Origin of the sequence: Rheinheimera muenzenbergensis (assembly GCF_036984005.1) — a bacterium.
GTDB lineage: Bacteria > Pseudomonadota > Gammaproteobacteria > Enterobacterales > Alteromonadaceae > Alishewanella > Alishewanella muenzenbergensis.
This window is the reverse complement of the sequence record NZ_JALAAR010000002.1, coordinates 325,212-348,111: the sequence shown is the minus strand read 5'-3', so window position 1 is coordinate 348,111 and position 22,900 is coordinate 325,212. Positions and strand designations below refer to the sequence as shown.

Sequence of the window (22,900 nt, the reverse complement as noted above, 5' to 3'; positions counted from 1 at the left end):
AACGTTGCGTAAAGCACACTTTTTTGTAGCCAAAGTGATATTTATGGGATACGTAAAGCATGACCAAATTTAAGGTACCTCATACCCTTACCCTGCTGTTTAGCATGATGGTATTGGCGATGATCGCCACCTGGATAGTGCCGCAAGGCTTTTTTGACACCCAAACCCTGGCCAATGGCCGCACTGCTGTTATTCCCGGTACCTTTACGCTGGTAGAGGAGCGGCAGTACTTAACGCCCTGGCAATTGCTAACGGCCATACCACGCGCCTTTGCCAGTGCGCAGGATGTGATTTTCTTTGTAATGATTTTAGGTGGTGTGCTGTCTATCGCCCGCGCCACCGGCACAGTAGATGCGCTGATTGGCCGTCTGCTGGAGCGTTACGGCAATAAGCCACAAATGCTGATCTTTATGGTGGTGTTTTGCTTTGCCATGGCCTCAAGCTTTATCGGCACTGCCGGCGAATATATTCCCTTTGTATTAATACTGGTGGCCTTGTGTAAAGCTATGCGGCTGGATGCCATGACTGCAGTCGGTATGACCGTTGCCGGCTACGGTATTGGCTATGGTGTATCGGCGTTTAACCCTTTTACCGTTATTATTGCCCAGCAGATAGCCGATTTACCGCCGATGTCTGGTAACTGGTTACGCTTTGCTATCTTTGTGCCCTTTGTGTTGATTGGTTTTCACCATGTCTGGAGCTATTCGAAAAAGGTCCTGGCCAACCCCGAAATCTCGATGGTAAAAGACTTACCCTGCCCGTTAATTGGTACAGAAACCGTCGCTTATCCGCCGCTGACCTGGGCCCACCGCTTGATTTTAGCCAGCTTTGTACTGACGATTGGCATAGTGGCCTACAATATCCGCGCGAACGGCTGGTACCTGTACGAGCTGGGTGCCGCCTTTATTGCCTGGGGCTTGTTTATTACTGTTATTGGCAAGGTATCAGCCGATGTTGCAGCAAATAAATTTATCGCCGGCGCGATGGAGCTAACCACCACCGCTATGCTGATTGGTGTCGCCCGCGGCATTTCTCTGATTATGGAAGATGGCCAGATTTTACATAGCCTGGTGCATGGTATGTCTACGCCGCTGTCCTATGTTGGTGCTGAAGCCGCAGCGGTAGGGATGCTGGTTATCCAAACGCTGTTAAACTTTTTTATCCCATCCGGCAGTGGCCAGGCTTATGTCACCATGCCTCTAATGGTACCGGTTGCCGATCTGCTTGAGATCCCGCGTCAGGTTGCGGTACTGGCTTATCAGTTTGGTGATGGTTTCTCCAATATGATCATTCCCACCAATGCGGTGTTAATGGGCATTATTGGTATTGCCGGTATTCCTTATGGCCATTGGTTCCGCTTTTGTTTACCGCTGATGTTAAAGCTAATGCTGGCTTCATCGTTAGTGCTGGTGCTGGCAATAATCTTTGGCTACGGCTTAGACTTACAGCCGGCTGTGGCGTAAAAACAGACAGGCCGGCATTGCCGGCCTGTTTTTTTATCACTCCAGCGTCAGTAACACCTTAACCTGATCTGACACCGCGCCAGCACTGACATAACCAATAATATTCGGGTTATTTGCCACCAGTGTTAACACCTCAGCGTCTGATGCCACTTCTTTTGGCGGTGTGCCCTTGCCGGTAAACACCAGCTTAGACCAGAAGGCCTTGACCTGGCTGGATGACCGCCCCAGCGCTTTTTGATCAAACTCCGAGCGCAGTGGCGCCGAATCTGCCAGATTAACCGGTACCGCTGAAGAGCCGTCAGTAAAAGCACTGAGCTTGCCAGTATACAACCTGGCTAAGTCTTCCTGCGTCAGGCTGGTCTGGTTAGACGGATGCACCACTACCGCTATTGCAGCATCAACGGCTACAGGCAGCAATAAACTGCCAATAACAAATATTGTTTTCATACCGCCTCCTAAAACACCAGATCAACACCAAAGGTCAGAGATTTACTGTCACCCGCCACCATTAAACCGTCATAGCCTTTATCTTCCACATCGTCGTATTGCAGTTTAAAGGCTGCAGAGTTATGGAAGTCGTAGCGAAAACCTATGCTGGTGGTGTTGTGCACTTCGCCTTCGCTGTCAAAGTCGGCATAAGAGATATAGGGTGTAATGCTATTAAAGCGGTAGCCCAGTGATACCATATAGGTGTCAAACTTACCGCCATCGAGGTCGAGTTGGTTCAGCTCTGACAGCAATACCAGATTGTTGTAATCGATATTGACAGAAATACCGGCAAATTTACCGCGCCGCTCCAGCTCACCGCCCCAGTCTACCCGCTCGGTTACACCATTTACGGTACGGTAGCGCTCGTTAATGTACGTCATGTAAGTCAGGCGGATATCCAGCCAGTCACGGTTAAAACTGACGACGCCACCGACAATATCCTTCCAGATCTCACGGACCGGGTTAGTGCCAAAAAATTGCGATAACAGTTTGTTTTCTTTATCGTCCTCGCGGCCGGTGTAAATATTGCCACTAATATCCCAACTACCAAGCTGGGTATTAAACAGCGCATTAATGCCGGTGTAGTTAAAAATTTGCCAGGTATAGTTGTCTGCCGGCGGCCGCAACCAGAGGTAAGCAAAACCGACATCAAAAAAGTCAGAATAGTAATACAGCGGCAGGCGCTTTTTACCCGCCTGTATGGTCCAGGTATCGTTTAGCTGATAAGAGATATAAGCCCATTCAAAGCTGGCATCAAAATCATCCGCGCCGCGGGCAACAATTTGCCCGGTAACAGACAAGCCTTCGGTTAAGTCTGCCGACAGCTGCAAGCCAATGCGGCTATCCGGTTTAAACGACCATTCTTCTTCGTAAACGCCTACCTGAGGATAGTTGGCTAAAAAAGTTGGAGGTAAGCCAAACTCCTCCACCCCGCTACCGCTTAGTACCTTGCCACCTGCTACCGTGGCAAAACCGGAGATATTGATCTCGGCCGCCGCAGTCAGAGGTAACAACAACATCATGCTATTTATACTGCGTAACATTGTTTTTCTCATACAAGCTCCTAGTTTTAACGCAAAAGGTGCTGAAACCTTTTGCTAAACATAGTTCAGTAAATTCTGAATTGCAGAAAAAGTAGCAAAAATCCGCCATTTATACCTTCAATTGGTACAAAGCACGGAAAACCTACTTTTGTCGCTGTCACTCTGCTGTTAGCATAGGGTTATATCGCACACTTCAGCAGATCCTATGCAGCACGCCCGTCAAATCGCTGACATTCTTCTAAAAGGCTTTCGCCGCCACTTTAGTTTATTTCAGGCTATTACCGCCAAAGCCAAGCAACGCTTTGAATTGGCCGACTGGCGTGCCTTTCAGCAAGATAGCTCGGAGCGGATTTCTTATTATGATCTGCGGGTAAACGAAACCATTGCCCAGTTACAGCAACAATTACCCGGCCAATGCCTGAATGAATCGTTGTGGCAACAGGTGAAGTTGCAGTATCTGGAATTTCTGGCCTTTCATCCGCAGGCAGAACTGGCCGAAACTTTTTACAACTCGGTGTTTTGCCGACTGTTTGAGCGTAAGTACTTTCATAATCAGAATATTTTTGTCGAGTCCACACTCAGCAAACAGCATTTACCGGCACCGGTAGCCTCGGTATACGACAGCTATTTTCCGGCGCAGGATGGCTTAAAACAATGTATTCGCGCCATTGTCGCCAGTTTTGCTTTTGTTACACCTTTTATCGATATAGAACGTGATATCCGGCTGATTGTTAAAAGCTTTATGCAGCACAGCAGCCATGGCCGCCACCCGGTGTATCAAATTCGTTTTGACATCTTAAAACCGGCGTTTTACCGCAATAAAGCTGCTTATATTGTTGGCCGGGTGGTAACGCCGGACGGCCAGCAACCCTTTATTATTCCGCTGTTGCACCGCGAAGGCGCAGGCCTCTATATCGATACACTGGTGACCGACGCCAAACAAATGACGATAATTTTTGGCTTCTCGCGTGCTTATTTTATGGTGGCAAGCCAGGTGCCCTCGGCACTGGTGCATTTTTTGCGCGAGCTGCTACCGCACAAAACGCTCGCCGAGTTATACGCCAGCATTGGTTTGCATAAACAGGGTAAAACCGAATTTTACCGCGAGCTGCTCAGCCATCTTGGCAACAGCAAGGATCAGTTTGTTGCTGCGCCGGGCATTCGTGGCATGGTAATGATGGTGTTTACCCTGCCGTCTTTTCCTTATGTGTTTAAAGTGATCCGCGATAAATTTGCGCCGAGTAAAGAATTTGGCCGCGATACGGTAAAAGCGCGTTATCAGCTGGTAAAACAACATGACCGCGTAGGCCGCATGGCCGATACACTGGAGTATTCAGACGTCGCACTGCCGGTAGCACGCTTTACACCCGAGCTGTTGCAGGAGTTGCAACAAACCATTGCCGGCTCCATGCAGATTGAAGATGATTTGGTCATTATCCGCCATTTATATATAGAGCGGCGCATGATCCCGTTAAACATCTATCTGGAACAGGCCAACGATAACGAGAAAGCCAGCATCATGGACGATTACGGCCAGGCAATAAAACAAATGATTGCCGCCAACATTTTTCCTGGCGATATGCTGCTGAAAAACTTCGGTGTAACACGCCACAACAGAGTGGTGTTTTATGATTACGACGAAGTGCAGTATTTGCTGGAGGTCAATTTCAGAAGCTTCCCGAAAACCGATAACTATGAAGATGCGCTGTTTGCTGAAGGCACAGTGTGCGCCGCGCCGGGTGACGTCTTTCCTGAGCAAATGGCTACCTTTGTTACGCCACAGCCGCAAATTCGTCAGCTGCTATTTAGTAAACATCCGGAACTCCTGGACGCAGCCTATTGGCGGCAGAAGCAACACAATATCCGTCATGGCATTATCGAAGATATCTACCCCTATCCTGACGCTATTCGTTTTTATCATCAGTACCATAACGAGACTACTACGCAATGAAAATATACGTCGACGCCGACGCTTGTCCGGTAGTTATTAAAGATATTATTTTTCGCGCCGCCGAGCGTAAGCAAATCACCACTTTATTAGTTGCCAATCAACTGATCCGGGTACCACCATCCAAATTTATCTCGGCGATAACAGTATCAAGCGGCTTTGATGAAGCCGATAACGAAATCGTGCGCCGCTGTGAAGCCGGTGATTTAGTTATCACTGCCGATATTCCGCTGGCGGCCGACGTATTGGCCAAAGGGGGTTTTGCGTTAAATCCGCGCGGCGAGCTGTACAGTAACGACACCATTAAACAAAAGCTCACCATGCGCGACTTTATGGACACCCTGCGTGGCAGTGGCGTACATACCGGCGGCCCGCCACCACTTAACCAAAGCGATCGTCAGGCTTTTGCCAATCAGCTGGATAAGTTGCTGCAACGTTTTGCTGCCCGCTAGCACTACACCTTAAACCGTCCCACTTGCACACTAACCAGCTGCACCAGCTTACGTACGCGCACCCCGTCATTGCCAGTGTCACGGGCCAAGTCGGATAACTCAGTGGCATTTTGGCTAATACCATTTACTGTTTGGTTTACATGCTCAGCCACCGTCGACTGCTGCTCTGTTGCTGCAGCTATTTGGGTGGCCATATCATTAATGTTGGCAATGCCTGAGACAATATTGTCCAGATAGCTGCTGGCCGATGACGCATGTTGCTCGGTTTCTGTCACCTGACTTTTGGCATTATCCATCGCCGACACAGCCTGACTCACGCCATGCTGCAGACGGTTAATCATGTCATGAATATCTTTGGTCGATTGCTGTGTACGTGATGCCAGTGTCCGTACTTCATCGGCGACCACGGCAAAGCCCCTACCGGCATCACCGGCCCGTGCGGCCTCTATCGCTGCGTTTAGGGCCAGCAAGTTAGTTTGCTCGGCAATGCCACCTATTACCTCCAGCACCGAGACAATATTGCGGCTTTCAACTTCCAGATCACTGATGGCTTTAACCACTTGCGATATGTCTTTTGCCAACACATTGATCTGCTGCATAGACTGGCGGATCACTTTACCTGAACTATCTGCTGCTTTGTTGGCATCCTCAGTAGCACCATTGGTTAACGAAGCATTACTGGCAATTTCCTGCACTGCATGCTGCATCTGATGTATCGCGGTTAACACCTGTTCTATATGCGAGGTTTGCTCGCCGGCTTTATTACTGGTGAGTTCAGTTTTCGATGCGATATTGGCCGAAGCCAGCTCAAGCTCTGTCAGTTGCTGTTGCACTTCACCAATCATTGCTTGCAAGGTACTGATAAATTCGTTGGTTTTAAGCGCAACATCGCCAATTTCATTGCTGCCGCTAACCGGCAACCGGCGGGTGAGATCGCCGCCAACACTGGCCAGCTCACTGACCATAGTTTTTAACTGCGTTAGTGGTTTTACAATTAAACCTGGGCTAAATACTATGGTGACCACAGCAATGGCCACAGCGATTAACATTAATAAAATAGTCAGGTTTTTTTGCTGACTTACATAGGCAGACAACTGCTGGCCCAGCTCGATAGCCCGCGTATCAATGCGCTCACCTAAGCCGTTATATTCTTCGCGCAGCGTTGAAAAAGCTGCCGTCTCGCTGGTTTCAATTAACGTGCGGGCCTGCTGGATATTACCCTGCTGGGCAGATTGCATCACCTGTCTGGCCAGGTTGTGCCAATTATCAAATACTTTAGCAAAGGCACTATCGGCCATGGTGCTGACATCATGCTGGCGCACCAGTGCTGCGGCTTTTGTCATCCGCTCCAGGGCCTGCTGCACATTGTCATCAAAGTCTTGTTGTGCATTGGCAACCGGGCGACCTTCTGCACTTAACTGAACATATTCACGCATTGCCAGTTCAGCCTGATACAGATCTCTGTCAGCGTTTAACACCGCCGTGGTAGCGGGCGTAAGATTGTTAACGGCAATATCCGTTTGAGCGATAACCCCGTTTACCGTAATCAGGCTCTTAGTACCGACAGCGGCAATCAGCACCGACAGTAAAACAATAGGCAGGGCAATTTGTAATTTAACTGACAAATTTTTCAGACTGGTCATAATCACTCTCTTTGAAAAATAACCGCGGTTTAATCTGTAACTGCTGGACTTGTGCTGTAATTAGCATAGTTGAGTTTTTTCAGCTGTAGTGACTGTTTTTATTAAATTTATCCGGATGTACGAAAAACACATCAACTAAAATTCCTTGACTAAACTTGATATAAGTCTCCGTAAGAATGACGGCAATGAACAAATTTTTGCTACTTTGTCTGCTGGTCTTCTCTGCTCAGGCAGAAACATTAAAAACAGTGATTACAGTAGATCGTGACGTATTTGAAGACTCTCGCCGCTTTCTTAATGGTCGTGATGCGCTGGAGATCACCGACTTTAGTACAGAATATGCCCGGCGCGATATTGTTGACTTTGTGCTAATTCAACAAGCCGTGGCACTGGGCGGCATTAAATTAGTGGTAAAATTTGAGCCGGGTAACTACGATGCCCGCAATTTGCGCTCTATCAGTACTGGTTTGCTGTTAATTGGCCTCGATACCTTTTGGTTATCCGAGTTGGAAAAACTGCAAGAGCAGATCTTTATCAGCGATCCGCTTATCCGGCGCGGCGAGTTTATTGCAGGCGTTTACACATCACCGCACAATAGTCAGGCGTTAGCGGTAACAAGCCTTGCACAGTTAAAAAAACTAAGCGCGATATCCAGCTCTCACTGGCATGCCGACTGGACAACCTGGCAACGAATCTCGCCAGAAAAACTGATTAACGACCCATCCTGGCCGTCGCAGGCAAAACTGGTAAGCCGCGGTTGGGTAGACGTCATGTTGGCACCTTTTCTGCCCACTATGCCCTTTACCATGCGAGGCCCTGATTATGAACTAATCGCTATTCCGGGCGTTAAAGTTGGGCTGTACGACAGCCGCCATGTCGCAGTGTCGCGCCTTCACCCGGACGGCGAGCGGGTATTTGCCGCCCTGCAAAGCGGTTTGGCCCAGCTTAGAAAAGACGGCCGTATTGTTAAAGCCTACACCGAAGCCGGCTTTTTTCACCCCGCCGTGGCCAACTGGACCTTACTTAACCCTATTTCTAACCAGACCAGGCACTAAGCTTAAGCCCGCTGACAAAACTGTGCTGCCGGCCTGTGCCAGGGTCGGTGAAACTCAGGCTTTTTGCCAGTAATTGCAACGGTTTATCAAACTGAGGTGACTGCTTTGGCTTAAGCTGCGGGTAATAGTTATCGTGCAAAATCGGCATCGCCAAACTTAGCATATGCAGGCGTAACTGGTGGGTTTTACCTGTATGCGCTGTTAACTGAAATAACCCCAGCCCGGCCTGTTTTGCCAACAGGCTGATATCCGAACGTGCATTTACCTCACCCGGCACTATGGCATTAACAAAACGCGGCGTGCTTTTTTCTATGCGGTTTTCAATCTGCCAGTGCTGCGGTAAAGCCGCTGCTGCAACAGCCTCTGTTAACTGCGCCACAGCCTGATACTGCTTAGCGATAATACCGCTGCTAAACAGCTGATAATACGCCGGACGGCTTTGCGCATTAACAGAAAACAGCACCAGACCGGCGGTATCGCGATCCAGCCGGTGCACCGGCACCATATCACTAATAGCGGTTTCCCGTTGTAAGCGCGCCAGCAGGCACTCATTCACATAGTCGCCGCCCGGTGTAACCGGCAAAAAATGCGGTTTGTCGGCCACAATAATATGCTGATCCTGGTACAGGATCTGATGGGCAAAGGGTATTGCCGGCTCGGCGGCAACTTCGCGGTAATAACACAACCTCTTGCTTGGTTGAAATGGCGTGTGTTCAGAAATCGGCTCACCATTAAACCAGTGTACTTTGCCATCCTGTATGCGTGCTTGCCAAACCTCCGGTGCTATACGGTGAAAATTGGCACACAAATAAGCAAACACTGTCGGCCAGCCCTGGTTGTTTGCCGGCAGGGTAATTTCGGATGCGTTAACTGCGATTGACATAATTTCTCCAGAATTGCAGCCTGCAGTGTAGCAGAATCCCCTGTTAGCCCAAAAAGGCTTCCGCCTGCACCATCGGCTAAATCTATGGCGATGGTCATGTTGTACTGCTGGCGTAATGCCCCCTGCTGATTAAGGCAATATAAAAATGAAAGCAATAATAACACTGCTGTTTACCAGTTTAGTGCAGGCCAGCCCGGCACCGGCGTGCAACACTGAGCAGCATCGTGCTTTTGATTTCTGGCTGGGAAACTGGCAGGTTTTCAAAGCCGATGGTAGCCTGGCCGGCAATAACCGCATCAGCCTGGCACAAAATGGCTGTGTTTTAACCGAGCAGTACCGCACGCCCGGTGGCTTTAACGGCCAAAGCCTGAACATGTTTGACAGCAGCCGCGGGCTTTGGCATCAAACCTGGGTAGACAATAGCGGTAGCTTGTTGCTGCTTGAGGGCAACATTGTCGACAACGATATGCTGCTATCCGGCGCTATGACAACCGCAGAAGGTGAGGTTCAGCAGCAGGATCCGCTGGACACCAAACCAGGACGGCAGCGTCAGACAGCACTGGCAGGCGCAAACGGCAGACGGTAACTGGGTAACCCTGTTTGATGGCCTGTACAAAAAAATACCTGACAACAATAAAGAAGGACACTAATCATGCGTCTGCTTAGCCTGGTAGCACTAATACTGTTTAGCCATATGTCAGTCAGCGCCTGTGAACTTGAACTTAACGGCGCCGATCGCAGCCAGGCCGATAAAAAGCGCGACCTTAGCAGCCTGCCTTGTCAAATGAACGCCCTGCTACCGGTGCAACCGGGCAATGTAGTATTGGATTTACTCGGTGGCGCTGGCTATTTTAGCGAACTGTTATCACAGCAGGTAGGCGCAAACGGCAAGGTGTATCTGCACAACAACCAGGCCTATTTACCTTATGTTGAAAAGCAGTTACGGCAACGGCTGGAGCAAAACCGTTTACCTAATGTAGTCCGGTTTGATGCTGAACTGGACAAACTAGCGCTTGCGCCAGACAGTCTGGATGCAGTGTACTTTATTATGGGTTATCACGACATGTATCATGTTAGTGAAGGTTGGAAAATAGACCCAAAGCAGCTGATGACACAGATTTACACGGCACTTAAGCCTGGCGCTAAGATGCTTGTAGTCGATCATAATGCCAGTGCGGGCAGCGGCACGGCAGCGGCGCAGGAACTACACCGGATTGAAGTAAGCTATGTACAACAGGAATTGCAGCAATTTGGTTTTAAGCTGATAACCAGCAGTGACGTACTGGCTAATAGCCAGGATGATTACACTAAGTCAGTGTTTGATAAAACCGTACGTGGCAAAACCGATCGCTTTGTACTGCTGCTGCAAAAACCCGTCAACTTATAATAACCGGCAGATTGCGGTCTGCTAAAAACCGGCTAAAATGGCGGCCCGACTCTTTACCCTGGGCTGCCTGTGCCGCATAACAATTCCGTCCTTACACTGCGTCAGCGCGAACTGGCCAACGCCACCCGGGTGTTTAACGCCCGTGGCAGCAAGGTAAAACGCTGTGACAGCTGCTTATTGCCTCAAGCCGATTGCATTTGCGCCGGCAAACCACAGGTGGTAAGCAACAGCGCGTTCTGTTTTATTATGTACACCGGCGAGTGCTACAAACCGAGTAATACCGGCCGAATTATTGCCGATGTTATTTCCGACAATCATGCTTTTGTCTGGGACAGAACCCGGCCTGATGCCACTATGCTGGCATTATTAAATAACCCGGTCTATGCACCTATCATAGTGTTTCCGCAGCAGTACGCCGAAGCGGAGCGCTGCATCGACAGTCCGTTAGATGTCGCTGCGGTGCAAACGGGCAAAATACCACTGTTTATTATGCTGGATGGCACCTGGCGCGAAGCAAAAAAAATGTTTAAAAGCCCTTACCTAGCGAATTTTCCTGTACTGGGTATTCAGCCGCAGCAGGCCTCCTGTTATCAGCTGCGCGAAGCGGCACATATACACCAGTTATGCACGGCTGAAGTGGCCATTGCAGTGCTGAAACTGGCCAATGACAGCGCTGCAGCCCAAGCCCTGGCAAGTTATTTTAATTTATTTCGCCGCGCCTATATCGCCGGCAAACCCCATTTAAACTTTACTGAACTGGCAGAATAAACTGCAAAGGATCTGACATGCGCGACGTAATACTGAGCAAACCTGCAGTGGAACTGTATAAAATTCTTAAGTTTGAAGGCCTGTTTGGCAGTGGAGGTGAAGCCAAAGCCGCGATAGATGCCGGCCTGGTTAAAGTAAATGGCGAAGTGGAAACACGTAAACGCCGGCAAATAAACGCCGGTGATATGATTGAGCTTGGCGGCGAACAGCTGCAAATACGCCTGGCATAACCAGCGGCTAAACCTGGCGGATAAAAGCCGCCAGCTGTGTGCTCAGCCAATCGGCATCATCCAGCGCCAGATCATGTCCGGCCCACGGATGTTGCCGGTGCGCCACCTGCCAGTGTTGCGCCAACGCCACCGAACACTGCGGGCTAACCAGCTTGTCGCCCTGACTACTAAGTAATAATGTCGGGCATTGCGGTGCAGGCGGCACTTCAAAGCGACTGGCGGCATAAAGCTGTCGCAGCGCATTACCGATACTAAGCGGCCTTTGCTGCTGCCATAGTTGCCAATTCGCTAATACGCCGGCATGTTGTGATGCCGCAGCGCTGGTTAGTTGTAAAATAATACGCTCACGGCTGTTGGCACTGCTAAACAGCGTACGCAACAGCAACGGATAATTTTGCCAGCGTAAGCGCTGATAAAACGGTGACAACGGCCTGGCACTGCTGTTAATTAACGTGATAGAAGCCACCTCGGCCGGAAACTGCGCCGCCCAGTCGGCTGCCAGCATGGCGCCCAGCGATATCGCCACTAAATGTACCCTGCCGTTAAACTCGGCAGCGTGTTGCAACTGAGCACGCACAGATTGGCGTAAAGCACTGATACTGCACGGTGAGCGCTGATGGTGTAACTCGCCGCAACCGGCAAAATCATAGCTTAATACCGGATTAGTTAACCTGGATGCCAGTAAAGGCCGGAATTCACCCCAATGCCGCTGTTCACGGCTAAGACCACGGATTAACAGCAGCGGCACTGCCTTAGCTAGTACCATAATTGCACCGCCTCTGCCTGCAATTGTGGCTTATCGGGCAACGGCAGCCAATGCCGATAAGACAGGCTGGCGTTAATTAAAAAATTAATTAAAATCAAATGACTGCGCAATACCCGCCTTACCCGGTGCGGCTTAACCGGGTGAAACATACCCAGGCTGGATAACAGCTGAAACGGATTCTTGCGCACCCAGTTCCACGAGCCCATTTCCAGCGTTAGCGGCAACAAGGTATTGTTGTATGCTGCGGCCTGATCATACAGATAGTCCCATAAATCGCCATGACACAAATAATGTTGTGCTTGCGGTTCAAAAATGTAGTTTTGGTGTGGATAGGTTTGAAACAACAATTGACGTAAGCGGTACATCTCGGCCAGATGAGCTATCGGCTGACGCCGGCTTTTGGCATAGGGAAACCACAACCGGTCAGTACTGCCAAAACCGGAATGACAATCCAGCACCAGTGAAAATGGCCGTTGAAACAGCTCTGCCGAGACAAAATTGACCAGGGCCTGGCTTTCAATTTCCATTTTGTCGGTACGGCCACGGTGCCAGGGGATCATACGGCTGATACGCTGCCCGCCAACCAGCCAGGCCGCCCCTTCAACACAGTCTACCGGCGCATTGCGCATCAGATCGACGCTGTTGCCATTGGCGCGCCAACCATTAGCCATACCCGCCGGATTTAATAGCGGAATAAAATAAATGCAGCAGTGTTCCAGCGTGTGTTGTAAACATTTGTCCCACGCCAAGCGCTGCAATAGCGTTTGCAAATAGGCCAGCACCACCTGAGTGCCAATACGTTCCAGCCCGTGCACACCGCCTACCAGCAATACCGCCGGCTTATTTACGCCAGTGTTACCCAGCGACAACGCATACAGCGGCAGCAATTGCGTCATATGCGGTACTTTTGCCAACACCTGCACGCGCAAATCGGCGGGAGCGCTGGCAATTAAGTGTTCAAGCTGCGCCAGCTCCGGCAATAAATCCTGCTGCAACTGCATACCACCACTAGACTAATGACACTGGTATGACACAGCATACCTTGCCCCAAGATGAAAAAAATGGCAGTTTTATGAAGATTTACCCCGGATTTACCTCCGGTTGCCCTGCTGTTGCGACAATAAAACGCGGTTCACTTATACTCAGTCTTAATCTAGCCGGAGGCGAAATATGCAGTTTGTCAGTTTAGCTAAATTGCTGCGTTTTAATGGCTACTACTGGGCAGCCATATTTTTGTTGGGTTTATTAAGCTCGTTACAGGCGGTGGCCTTACGTGAAAAGCCCTTTGAATGGCATTACTTTCCGATGATGCTGGCCAGCGACCTGGTGGCAATGTTGCTGACAGCCGGTTTAGTGATCTGGAGCTATCATCGTTTGCGTCAGCAAACCTTCAGCAATACCCAGCTGCTGTTGGGCGTAGCTTTGGTCGCCTTAGTCTATATTCCGGCTGAAAACGCGTTCTGGCTGTTATTATGGGACAACAAAATTACTGATATCCGGCTATTGGCCGGTAATCTGGATACGGCTGTGTTGGCGTTTTTTGTCTGGACCGCCTGCTATCTGACAGTGTTGATCTATCAAAAGCAGCTGCAGCGCCTGGCGCAAACCAATGAACTGAGCCAGAAAGTGCAACAGTTAGAATTGCAGGCGCTAAGCCATCAGCTTAACCCGCACTTTACCTTTAATGCGCTTAATTCAGTTTGTGCCTTGCTCGAAGCCGAGCGGTATGACGATGCCGAAACCATGTCTGAGCAACTGGCAACCTTTTTGCGTTATTCGCTGAGCAAATCACCTGATAGCCTGGTACAGCTGGCCGATGAGTTGTCTGCAATCAATGCCTATCTGCAACTGCAAAAAACCCGCTTTGGCGATAAGCTCAAAGTTAATTGCCAGATTGATGACACGTTAAAACGCCAGCGTATACCGGCGTTATTGTTGCAACCTCTGGTAGAAAATGCGATTAAATACGCCGTCGCCACACGTAAGCAAGGTGCAACCATTACCATTAGCGGTGCCCGCCTGCAAGATAGCCTGCATCTGTGTATCAGTGACGATGGCCCGGGCTCGCAGTTGCAGGCCAACAGCGGCGGCGCCGGTGTCGGCCTGGATAACATCCGCAACCGCCTGCTACAGCATTTTGGCAATAACGCTACACTGGCCATTGGTGCCAGCCCGCAAGGCTTTAAAGTGGATATCTGTTTACCATGGCAAACAGCATGATGGCAGTCCCTTTGCCGCCACAGCGGTTAAGCAATTTTTGGTACTGGCACTTGCTGTACTGGTTAAGCTACCTGCTGATCAAGTTTACCCATCTGGCCGTGTTGGTGCCGTTACAAAACGAATCCAGCTGGCCGTATTTATGGATCTACAGCCTGGTGACTCTGATCAATGTGCTCTGTACCGGCTTGCTCGGCCAGCATGAACTATTGCAACAGCGACCATTTTGGCAGCAGCTGAAGCGGCTATTGCTGGTCCTGGTGCCACTGTGGCTGGCGATGGTAATACTGCGCCAGACGCTGGTAATGCATTTCGCCACCCCTATGTTTCAGGAGGTTGATTCTCTATTAAAGTACTTTGTCGCCTTTTCGCTGGTGCTATTACCACTGGCCGGCTGGCTGGCAGTATTTATGCTGATTAAAGCTAATCAATTGCACTATTCCAGTGTATTGCAGCAACAACAGCTGGCGAAAAAAGCCCGTCAGGCCAGGTTAAAAGTGTTGCGCTACCAGCTCAACCCACACTTTATGTTTAATACGTTAAATGCGCTTAACGCGCTGATAGTGCAGCGTAACGGCCAGGCCGCTGAACAGCTGATCCAGCATTTATCCACTTATCTGCGGCATTCATTAAAGAATCAGCAGGATGAGTTTATTCCGCTGCAACAGGAACTGGATGCCTTAACCGCTTATATGGCCATTCAACAGGTGCGCTTTGGTGAGCGGTTACAACTGAGCTGGCAACTGCCGGACCAACCGCCCAAGGTATGTTTTCCGCCGTTATTGCTACAGCCACTGGCTGAAAACGCAATTCAATTCAGCGTTGCTGAGGTAGCTGGCGATATTTGTTTGCAGATCACGGTGCAGCAAACCGGGCCACAATTACACATCAGGCTGGCGCAACAAGGCGCCAGTGCTACTGCCGGCTGGCCCAATGCCAGCCAGCCACTAAACTTAGTTAATCTTGCTGAGCGGCTGCAGCTGTTATTTGGCAGTGCCGCCAGTTTAACCCTTAGCCACAGCAACAGCGGCTTTTACAGCCAGCTTAGCATAGCAACGGAGGCGCTGAATGACTGCCGCACTTAAGGTTATTATTGCTGATGACGAGCCGTTAGCAATCAGTAACTTAAAAGCCAAACTGGCCGTATATCCGAATATGGAGATTGTCGACTGTTTCGACAATGGTGATGACACCCTGCAATTTTTACAAACCGCTACCGATATCGATCTGGTGTTTTTGGATATTCAGATGCCCGGTATCAAAGGTATTGAAATTTTACAGCAAGCCGCTAAAGGCTCTGCGATGACCCGGCCACTGTATATACTGGTGACAGCATACGAGCAGTTTGCCTTTTCGGCGTTTGAACATTTTGCTTTTGATTATCTGCTAAAACCGGTGTCACGCCAACGTCTGGCACAAACCCTGCTGGATGCCCGCACCGCGCTGGATAAGCCATCAGAGCAGGCAATGGCGGTGGCGGCAAATAAGCTGACCTTTAAAACCGGCGCCTCAACCTTACTGCTGGACGATATTGAAATTCTGCAAATTGAAGCGGCCGGTAACTATATGTGTATTCATACTCTGAACGACACCCTGGTTATCCGTGAAACCATGAAGGAGCTGTTGCAACGCTTACCACAGCAGTTTGTGCAGGTGCACCGTTCGGTGTTACTTAACCTGCACCATGCACACAAGGTGCAACCGCATAACAACGACTATGAGTTTACGCTAAGTAACGGCAAAAAGGTTATTGCTTCAAGACGTTACAAACTGAACTGGGCTGACCAACTCAGCAATCTGCCACAGCATTAAAGTCACCACTTAACCCCAGCCGGCGTCGGCTTGTCACTTAGTAACAACGGCGCCACCTCTTACCCCATCACAGCAGCCTGCACCGGTTTTGCTTGCCACAATAACACTATGGCACTTGCCATACCTTAAACAACAGAGGGCAGCACAATGAAAACCGCACTTTTATTAGCAGTATCTCTGGCAAGTGCCAGCATGGCAGTACAGGCAGATCGTCATGAACGTAAAGAATACGGCTACATGTATGATGGTCTGGTGAAAATTTGTATTAATACGCAAAAAGACAATGCTTTAGGTCTTTTCAGAACCTTAAAGGACTATCGTGTCAGCCGCCAGGACGCAGTTAACGGCGTGGTATGTAACGGCCAACAACTGATGGATTTTGCCCGCGCCAATCAAGCAGTAAAAATTACCCGCGCACTGCAGCGGTATGAAGATCCGAACAAAGGCAGAACCATCATCAGAGATATTACTGCCCCGGCAGCAAATTAATCAGGCCGTTGGCTGGCTGCGAGGGGCACTAAATCAGCACCGCCCCTCGCCGCAGCTTAAGTTAGTTTGCTGCTGTATCAAGTGGCGCAAAACTCTTTACCAAATCATCTACCGCTTTCATTTGTTCAAGATAAGCTTGCAGTTTGGCCAGTGGTAAGGCACAGGGGCCATCACATTTCGCCTGATCCGGATCCGGATGGGCTTCAATAAACAACCCCGCCAGACCTAACGCCATACCAGAACGTGCCAGCTGCGCCGCCTGCGCCCGCCGACCGTCGGCCGAACTGTCACGACCACCGGGTTTTTGTAGCGCATGGGTAGCATCAAATATGACCGGGCCATATTGTTTCATTTCATCCATGCCCAGCATGTCTACTACCAGATTATTATAACCAAAGCAGCTGCCGCGCTCGCATAACAGAACCTGCTCGTTACCGGCTTCTTTAAACTTGCTGATGATATGCCGCATTTCATGTGCTGCTAAAAACTGTGGCTTTTTCACATTGATCACAGCCCCGGTTTTCGCCATGGCTACCACTAAATCGGTTTGCCGCGCTAAAAATGCCGGCAATTGGATCACATCAACCACTTCAGCAACCGGCGCCGCCTGGTAAGGCTCATGCACATCGGTAATCAGTGGCACCTTAAAGGTGCGTTTAATTTCTTCAAAAATTTTTAACCCTGCATCCAGGCCAGGGCCGCGGTATGAATGCACCGATGAACGGTTGGCTTTATCAAACGACGCTTTAAACACATAAGGAATACCCAGCTTGCTGGTAACTTCAACATAGTGCTCGGCAATACGCATCGCCAGATCGCGCGATTCCAGCACATTCATGCCACCAAACAGCACAAAGGGTAAATGGTTGGCTACCGGTATGCCGGCAACCGCAATAGTATGAGTGTTCATGTCAAATCCAGAGAAAACAGCTGTTATCAGAATGCCGGTAAAAATACCGGTTGTTTAGTTATGGCTACCCGCACTGCTAACCCCAGCCAGCCCAGTGCACCAAGGAAACACAAGCCGCGGATAAAAGCGGTGCGGCCACGAAATGCCATTACCGCCAGCGCAATGTAAGCCAGTACTGCAAATAGCTTTTCAGTCAGCCAGGCGTGTACAAACGGATATTGCTGTATTGTCAGCATTAACATTATGGCACTTAGCAACAACAGGGTATCGATAACGTGCGGCGCAATTTTAAAAAATTTGTGTTGTAGCATGGCTGCCGGTTTTAAACTCATGGCATAGCGTAGCAACAGAAAACTGACACTGAGCACTGCCATCAGCAGGTGAAAATGCTTGTAAGCCATATACATAGGGTTAATCCTTCGTCGTTAAAAAAACAGCCAGCTTAAGCTGGCTGTGGTTATTCTTCGCTGTCCGGGTATTTTTGCAGTATTGCCTCTAATTTGTCGACCCGCTGGGTAAATATTTCTACTAATTTGGGATCAAACTGCTTACCGGATTCAGCGTTAATATGGGTCATAACCTGTTCTAAACTCCAGGCCGACTTATAGCAGCGGCGGTGACGCAGCGCATCATACACGTCAGCCAACGCCGCAATGCGGCCGTAAATATGAATATCATCGCCCTTTTTGCCGGCCGGGTAGCCGCTGCCATCCCATTTTTCATGGTGATCTTGTGCTATTACCGCACCGGCCTGAATAATGGCCCGTTTCGAATTTTTTAAAATGTCATACCCGATACTGGCATGGGTTTTCATTACTTCCCATTCCTGGCCCTGCAATTTCGCCGGTTTATTCAGGATCCCATCCGGTATCCCCACCTTACCTACATCATGCAGCGGTGCGGCAAACATCAGACGTTCGGCTTCTTCATCCGGCATACCATAGGCTTTGGCCAGATCGTAGCAAATAAAGGCTACACGCTTGACATGATTACCCGTTTCTATTGAGCGGTGCTCGACAGCCTCACTTAAGCGATAGACGATTTCGCGCTGGGTATCTTCAATTTCATGTTGCAGTTGTACATTTTCATAGGCTATCTGCACATTTTGCGAGAATAGCTCAATCAGCTTTTTCTCATTTTCATTAATCACACCGGGTAAACCGGAAATGTACAGCAAAGAACCATGGGTAAACTTACTGGTGCAATAGGCCACCAGATAATTGTCTCGGTACACTATGCCTTTGGAATGTAAGGCGGTTTCAAACGCTTCCAGTAATTCTGGCGCCAGCACTTCCTGCACTGGCTTGCCTTCCTGACGCTCAAACTCGCCCTGGCCGGCAAACACCACCAGCTTATGCGGATCAGACACGTCTCCGCTGATATTACCGGCCACCATGGATGAGCTCACCAACAGGGCGTTTTCGTTACAACCGAGAATAGACGTTAGCTGCTGCAACACGCCGTCGATAAATTGTTCCATCGAGTGTGAAGAGAATAAGTCAGCGGACGCATTGATGATTTTTTCTAAGCCTTGCCGGCTTTGCTCCAGCGACATGATATCGCGGTACGAGCGCAGGCTGGACATAATAACGGTAAACAGTTTTTGCGCTGTCAGCTCGGTCTTGGATTTATAATCGTTGATATCATAATTAATAATGACCTGCCGCTCCGGTGCCTGGCCTGGCTGACCGGTGCGTAGAATGATCCGCACATGTTCATTATGCAGGGTTTCGCGGATATAGCTGGCAACCAGTAAGCCAGCGTCATCGGTTTCCATTACCACATCAAGTAACATCACCGCAGTATCCGGATGCTGCTCAATTAATTTTTTTGCCTCAGCACCGGAATAAGCACTGATAAAGGTCAGGTTTTTACCCTGAAAGGTAAAATCACTCAGTGCCAGCTTAGTCACTGCGTGCACTTCAGGCTCGTCATCAACTATCAGGATCTTCCAGCTACCGTTTAACGTTGGTTCTGTCTGTTCCGGCTCTTCGGCAAATAAAAATTCATCACTCATCCGCTTATCCTTGGCGCATTTTAGCTGTGCAGCATACTGCTTTAGTTATATGCGCTAACTTAGATACGGTCAAAGAAAACCTGATGTAATTCAACTTAACACGGATAACAGCCGCCGCTAATGCGCCAGTTACCGCCGTAGTCACGTAACGACTGTACCTGTGAAAAACCGGCGTCGTGCAATAGCTGCTGCACCGCATCCGCCTGATCATAGCCATGCTCCAGATACAGCCAGCCATTTGGCTGCAAATACTCTGGTGCGTGCTGCACTATGTGACGGATATCCGCCAGCCCATGCTGTTCTGCTGTCAGGGCCGTTATCGGCTCATAACGTAACGCCGCCAGATGGCTGTCATGCGGATCAATATACGGAGGGTTTGATACGATAAGATCAAAGCGTTGCCCAGTCAGCGCAGCAAACCAGTTGCTCTGTAACACTGTGCAGTTACTGATACTTAACTGCGCACGGTTGCGCTCTGCCAGCTGCACCGCAGCGCTGATGTAATCTACTGCGGTTAACTGCCACTGTGGTTTGTTGTGCGCCAGCGCCAGCGCTATAGCACCGGTACCAGTGCCTAAGTCCAGCACTTTGGCATTTGTTGGCAACGGCAGGCTAAGCGCCTGCTCAACCAGCAGTTCGGTATCCGGCCGTGGTATTAACGTGCTGGGGCTAACCTCGAGCTGCAAATCAAAAAAGTGCCAATAGCCAAACAGATAGGCCAGTGGCTGGCCCTGTAAGCGCGCGCCTAGCAGCGTGCTAAGCTGTGTCTGCTCGGTTGCCGTTAATTGGCGCTCCGGGAAGCTGTATAAATAGCTGCTGCTGACATTAAGCACATGGCACAAACACAATCGGGCTTCAATATCTGCAGTTTGGCTAACCGCCGCCAGCTGCAACTGTGCTTGCTTTTGCCACTGCGCCAGTGTCAGTGCTGCTGACACTTAGCGGTTCTCGTCGGCCAGTGCCGCTAACAAATCGGCCTGGTGTTCATGCTTTAACGGCTCAAGTACCTGATCTAAATCGCCTTCCATTACCTCATTTAGGCGGTAAATGGTTAAGTTAATACGGTGATCGGTTAAACGGCCCTGCGGGAAGTTATAAGTGCGGATGCGCTCGGAGCGATCGCCGCTACCTACCAGCGAGCGACGGGTCGACTCTTCTGCCAAACGGCGTTTTTCATCTTCAGCTGCCTGAATGCGTGACGCCAGCACGCTCATAGCGCGGGCACGGTTTTTATGCTGCGAACGTTCGTCCTGACATTCCACGACGATACCGGTGGGCAAGTGGGTAATCCGAATAGCAGAGTCGGTACGGTTAACGTGCTGACCACCGGCGCCGGAAGCACGGTAGGTATCCACTTTTAAATCGGCCGGGTTAATTTCTATCGCTTCGCTTTCCGGAATCTCCGGCATGATGGCCACAGTACAGGCAGAAGTATGCACCCGGCCTTGTGATTCAGTAGCCGGTACCCGCTGTACCCGATGCCCGCCCGATTCAAACTTCAGTGTGCCGTAAGCGCCTTCACCCTGCACACTGGCGATAATTTCTTTGTAGCCGCCGTGCTCACCGTCACTGGCACTCACCACTTCCAGCTTCCAGCGGCGCTTTTCGGCAAAGCGGCTGTACATACGAAACACATCGCCGGCAAAAATAGCCGCTTCATCGCCACCGGCGCCGGCACGGATTTCTAAAAAGCAGCTGTTGTTATCGTTCGGATCTTTAGGCAGCAGTAAAATCTGCAATTCCTGATCCAGCTGCTCAATGCGTTCTTTGGCGGCTTTATATTCTTCCTGCGCCATTTCACGCATATCCGGATCGCTGTCTTTTTGCATCTCTTCTGCCGAGACTAAATCCTGCTGCGCCTGCTGATAGTCAGCAAAAGCTTTGCTGATATCTTCCAGTTGGCTGTACTCTTTTGACAGTTCGCGAAATTTAGTCTGATCGCTGATGACAGAGGCATCGCTTAACAGCGCCTGCACTTCTTCGTAGCGCTCAGCCAGCCCTTCCAGCTTACGGTATACCGATTCTTTCATGATGTTGTATTTGCCTGATTACAGATCTAACAAGGTGTTGATCATATTTTGTTTATTAAGCTCATCGTCCTGTACCAGCTGACGAATGGCTTTAGTGGGGCTGTGCATCAGCCGGTTAGTCAGTTTAACCGAGAATTCAGCCAGTACTTTTTCGGCGTCCTGGCCGGCAGATAATTGGTTTACCGCCTTGGCCAGCAATTCATTACGTACCGCATCGCAGCGCTGCCGGTAATCGCGTACCCAGTCTGCATTGCCCTGCAGAGTTTGCCACTGGGCAAATTCAGCCACGCCAACGGCAATCATCTGTTTGGCCTGTTCGGCAGCCTGCTGCCGGTTGGTTAAATTTTGCGCCACTATAGACTGCAAGTCATCTACGGTGTACAGATAAGCATCTTCCAGATCGGCCACTTGCTGCTCAATATCGCGCGGTACGGCCAGATCGACCAGAAACATTGGCTTGTGCTTACGCTGCTTTAGCGCTTGCTCCACCATGCCTTTGCCGACGATCGGCAAGGTGCTGGCAGTAGAGCTGATGACAATATCAGCTTCGGCCAGTTGTTGTGGCACTTGCGATAGTGTTATTGCCGAGGCGGCAAATTGTTCTGCCAGCAACACGGCCCGCTCGTAAGTACGGTTGGCTACACTAAGCTGGCCTGCGCCCTGCTCTTGTAAATGCCGCGCCACCAACTCTATGGTTTCACCGGCGCCAATCAGTAATACCCGCACCTTAGCCAGGTTGCCAAATATTTGTTTCGCTAAACTAACAGCCGCAAACGCCACCGACACCGCATTGGCGCCAATATCAGTGTCAGTTCTAACCTGTTTGGCTACCGCAAAGGTTTTTTGAAATAAGCGTTCAAACTGTGGGTTAATGGTTCCGGCATTACGCGCCTGATTATAGGCTTGTTTTACCTGGCCAAGAATTTGCGGCTCGCCCAGCACTAACGAATCCAGCCCGGAAGCTACCTGCATCAGGTGCTCAGCGGCGGCACTGTCCTGATGTAAATACAGGTGCGGCTGCAGATCAGTGCTGTTAAGTGCATGAAATTGCGCCAACCAGCCAATTACCTGTTCCGCCTGGCTTTGGCTGCCGTTAAAATACAGTTCGGTACGATTACAGGTAGACAGGATCACCGCATCGGTTATGCTGGTCAGCGTGGTCAGCTCGCGCAAGGCCTGCGACACTTGCTCTGGCGCAAAAGCGACTTGCTCGCGCAGGGCAACCGGTGCCGTTTTATGATTTATGCCGAGAGCGAAAATGGCCATCACCTGTGTGTTAAAAGTTATCAGGGGCGAAT

General features: G+C 50.0%; 24 protein-coding genes. 12 read left to right on the top strand and 12 right to left on the bottom strand.

Annotation, left to right across the window (positions count from 1 at the left end; all coding sequences use genetic code 11):
• The first annotated feature begins 59 nt into the window (after positions 1-59).
• Positions 60-1,463: a YfcC family protein gene (locus tag MN202_RS03805; RefSeq protein ID WP_335734754.1), complete on the top strand. Its 1,404-nt coding sequence runs from the start codon at positions 60-62 to the stop codon at positions 1,461-1,463.
• Between the two features lie 36 nt (positions 1,464-1,499).
• Here MN202_RS03805 and MN202_RS03800 read toward each other — a convergent pair whose 3' ends face one another.
• Both MN202_RS03800 and MN202_RS03795 read right to left on the bottom strand, forming a co-directional pair.
• Positions 1,500-1,910, bottom strand: coding sequence for a type 2 periplasmic-binding domain-containing protein (locus MN202_RS03800; protein ID WP_335734753.1), 411 nt, complete (start codon positions 1,908-1,910; stop codon positions 1,500-1,502).
• 8 nt (positions 1,911-1,918) lie between these two features.
• Positions 1,919-3,007, bottom strand: coding sequence for a porin (locus tag MN202_RS03795; protein ID WP_335734752.1), 1,089 nt, complete (start codon positions 3,005-3,007; stop codon positions 1,919-1,921).
• 193 nt (positions 3,008-3,200) lie between these two features.
• Between MN202_RS03795 and aceK the strand changes: the two genes are divergently transcribed.
• Positions 3,201-4,946, top strand: coding sequence for a bifunctional isocitrate dehydrogenase kinase/phosphatase (gene aceK / locus MN202_RS03790; protein ID WP_335734751.1), 1,746 nt, complete (start codon positions 3,201-3,203; stop codon positions 4,944-4,946).
• Positions 4,943-5,395, top strand: a complete 453-nt coding sequence (locus MN202_RS03785) for a YaiI/YqxD family protein (protein WP_335734750.1) — start codon at positions 4,943-4,945, stop codon at positions 5,393-5,395. Before aceK ends, MN202_RS03785 begins: the two co-directional genes overlap by 4 nt.
• Before the next feature lie 2 nt (positions 5,396-5,397).
• On the opposite strand, the gene MN202_RS03780 is transcribed toward MN202_RS03785, so the two are convergent.
• A complete protein-coding gene (locus tag MN202_RS03780; RefSeq protein ID WP_335734749.1) occupies positions 5,398-7,038 on the bottom strand; it encodes a methyl-accepting chemotaxis protein in 1,641 nt (546 codons plus the stop codon).
• Between the two features lie 185 nt (positions 7,039-7,223).
• Here MN202_RS03780 and MN202_RS03775 point away from each other — a divergent pair, with 185 nt between their 5' ends.
• The gene (locus MN202_RS03775; protein WP_335734748.1) at positions 7,224-8,093 is read left to right on the top strand and encodes a hypothetical protein; all 870 of its coding nucleotides are present in this window, start codon (positions 7,224-7,226) and stop codon (positions 8,091-8,093) included.
• Here the strand turns inward: MN202_RS03775 and MN202_RS03770 are convergent.
• Positions 8,074-8,976, bottom strand: a complete 903-nt coding sequence (locus tag MN202_RS03770) for a pseudouridine synthase (protein WP_335734747.1) — start codon at positions 8,974-8,976, stop codon at positions 8,074-8,076. The genes MN202_RS03775 and MN202_RS03770 overlap by 20 nt on opposite strands.
• A gap of 145 nt (positions 8,977-9,121) precedes the next feature.
• Here MN202_RS03770 and MN202_RS03765 point away from each other — a divergent pair, with 145 nt between their 5' ends.
• The 4 genes from MN202_RS03765 (at position 9,122) to MN202_RS03750 (ending at position 11,361) form a co-directional block, all read left to right on the top strand.
• The gene (locus tag MN202_RS03765) at positions 9,122-9,562 is read left to right on the top strand and encodes a hypothetical protein (protein ID WP_335734746.1); all 441 of its coding nucleotides are present in this window, start codon (positions 9,122-9,124) and stop codon (positions 9,560-9,562) included.
• 66 nt (positions 9,563-9,628) lie between these two features.
• Positions 9,629-10,363 (top strand): methyltransferase domain-containing protein, encoded by a 735-nt coding sequence (locus tag MN202_RS03760; RefSeq protein ID WP_335734745.1) that lies wholly within the window; start codon positions 9,629-9,631, stop codon positions 10,361-10,363.
• Positions 10,364-10,432: 69 nt separating this feature from the next.
• Positions 10,433-11,131, top strand: a complete 699-nt coding sequence (locus MN202_RS03755) for a tRNA-uridine aminocarboxypropyltransferase (protein WP_335734744.1) — start codon at positions 10,433-10,435, stop codon at positions 11,129-11,131.
• 17 nt (positions 11,132-11,148) lie between these two features.
• The gene (locus MN202_RS03750) at positions 11,149-11,361 is read left to right on the top strand and encodes an RNA-binding S4 domain-containing protein (protein ID WP_335734743.1); all 213 of its coding nucleotides are present in this window, start codon (positions 11,149-11,151) and stop codon (positions 11,359-11,361) included.
• A 7-nt stretch (positions 11,362-11,368) separates the two neighbouring features.
• Here MN202_RS03750 and MN202_RS03745 read toward each other — a convergent pair whose 3' ends face one another.
• Entirely contained in the window at positions 11,369-12,127 is a 759-nt protein-coding gene (locus MN202_RS03745) for an alpha/beta fold hydrolase (RefSeq protein WP_335734742.1), read from the bottom strand.
• A complete protein-coding gene (locus MN202_RS03740; RefSeq protein WP_335734741.1) occupies positions 12,118-13,128 on the bottom strand; it encodes a M14 family zinc carboxypeptidase in 1,011 nt (336 codons plus the stop codon). The genes MN202_RS03745 and MN202_RS03740 overlap by 10 nt, the downstream gene beginning before the upstream one ends.
• Before the next feature lie 169 nt (positions 13,129-13,297).
• On the opposite strand from MN202_RS03740, the gene MN202_RS03735 reads away from it, so the two are divergent.
• The 4 genes from MN202_RS03735 to MN202_RS03720 all read left to right on the top strand — a co-directional run bounded on the left by MN202_RS03735 (position 13,298) and on the right by MN202_RS03720 (position 16,645).
• Positions 13,298-14,347 (top strand): sensor histidine kinase, encoded by a 1,050-nt coding sequence (locus MN202_RS03735; protein ID WP_335734740.1) that lies wholly within the window; start codon positions 13,298-13,300, stop codon positions 14,345-14,347.
• Positions 14,344-15,429, top strand: a complete 1,086-nt coding sequence (locus tag MN202_RS03730; RefSeq protein ID WP_335734739.1) for a sensor histidine kinase — start codon at positions 14,344-14,346, stop codon at positions 15,427-15,429. Before MN202_RS03735 ends, MN202_RS03730 begins: the two co-directional genes overlap by 4 nt.
• Positions 15,413-16,156 carry a LytR/AlgR family response regulator transcription factor gene (locus MN202_RS03725; protein ID WP_335734738.1) on the top strand — a complete coding sequence of 248 codons (744 nt, stop codon included), beginning with the start codon at positions 15,413-15,415 and terminating at the stop codon, positions 16,154-16,156. Before MN202_RS03730 ends, MN202_RS03725 begins: the two co-directional genes overlap by 17 nt.
• Before the next feature lie 147 nt (positions 16,157-16,303).
• Positions 16,304-16,645, top strand: coding sequence for a DUF3718 domain-containing protein (locus MN202_RS03720; protein ID WP_335734737.1), 342 nt, complete (start codon positions 16,304-16,306; stop codon positions 16,643-16,645).
• 61 nt (positions 16,646-16,706) lie between these two features.
• Here the strand turns inward: MN202_RS03720 and kdsA are convergent, their stop codons facing one another.
• The 6 genes from kdsA to hemA form a co-directional block, all read right to left on the bottom strand.
• Entirely contained in the window at positions 16,707-17,555 is an 849-nt protein-coding gene (gene kdsA, locus MN202_RS03715) for a 3-deoxy-8-phosphooctulonate synthase (protein ID WP_335734736.1), read from the bottom strand.
• A gap of 26 nt (positions 17,556-17,581) precedes the next feature.
• Entirely contained in the window at positions 17,582-17,962 is a 381-nt protein-coding gene (locus MN202_RS03710; RefSeq protein ID WP_335734735.1) for a SirB2 family protein, read from the bottom strand.
• Positions 17,963-18,012: 50 nt separating this feature from the next.
• Positions 18,013-19,572 (bottom strand): DUF3369 domain-containing protein, encoded by a 1,560-nt coding sequence (locus MN202_RS03705; RefSeq protein ID WP_335734734.1) that lies wholly within the window; start codon positions 19,570-19,572, stop codon positions 18,013-18,015.
• 95 nt (positions 19,573-19,667) lie between these two features.
• Entirely contained in the window at positions 19,668-20,510 is an 843-nt protein-coding gene (gene prmC / locus MN202_RS03700; protein ID WP_335734733.1) for a peptide chain release factor N(5)-glutamine methyltransferase, read from the bottom strand.
• Positions 20,511-21,602, bottom strand: a complete 1,092-nt coding sequence (gene prfA / locus MN202_RS03695) for a peptide chain release factor 1 (protein WP_335734732.1) — start codon at positions 21,600-21,602, stop codon at positions 20,511-20,513.
• 18 nt (positions 21,603-21,620) lie between these two features.
• A complete protein-coding gene (hemA, locus tag MN202_RS03690; protein WP_335734731.1) occupies positions 21,621-22,868 on the bottom strand; it encodes a glutamyl-tRNA reductase in 1,248 nt (415 codons plus the stop codon).
• Positions 22,869-22,900: the final 32 nt, after the last annotated feature.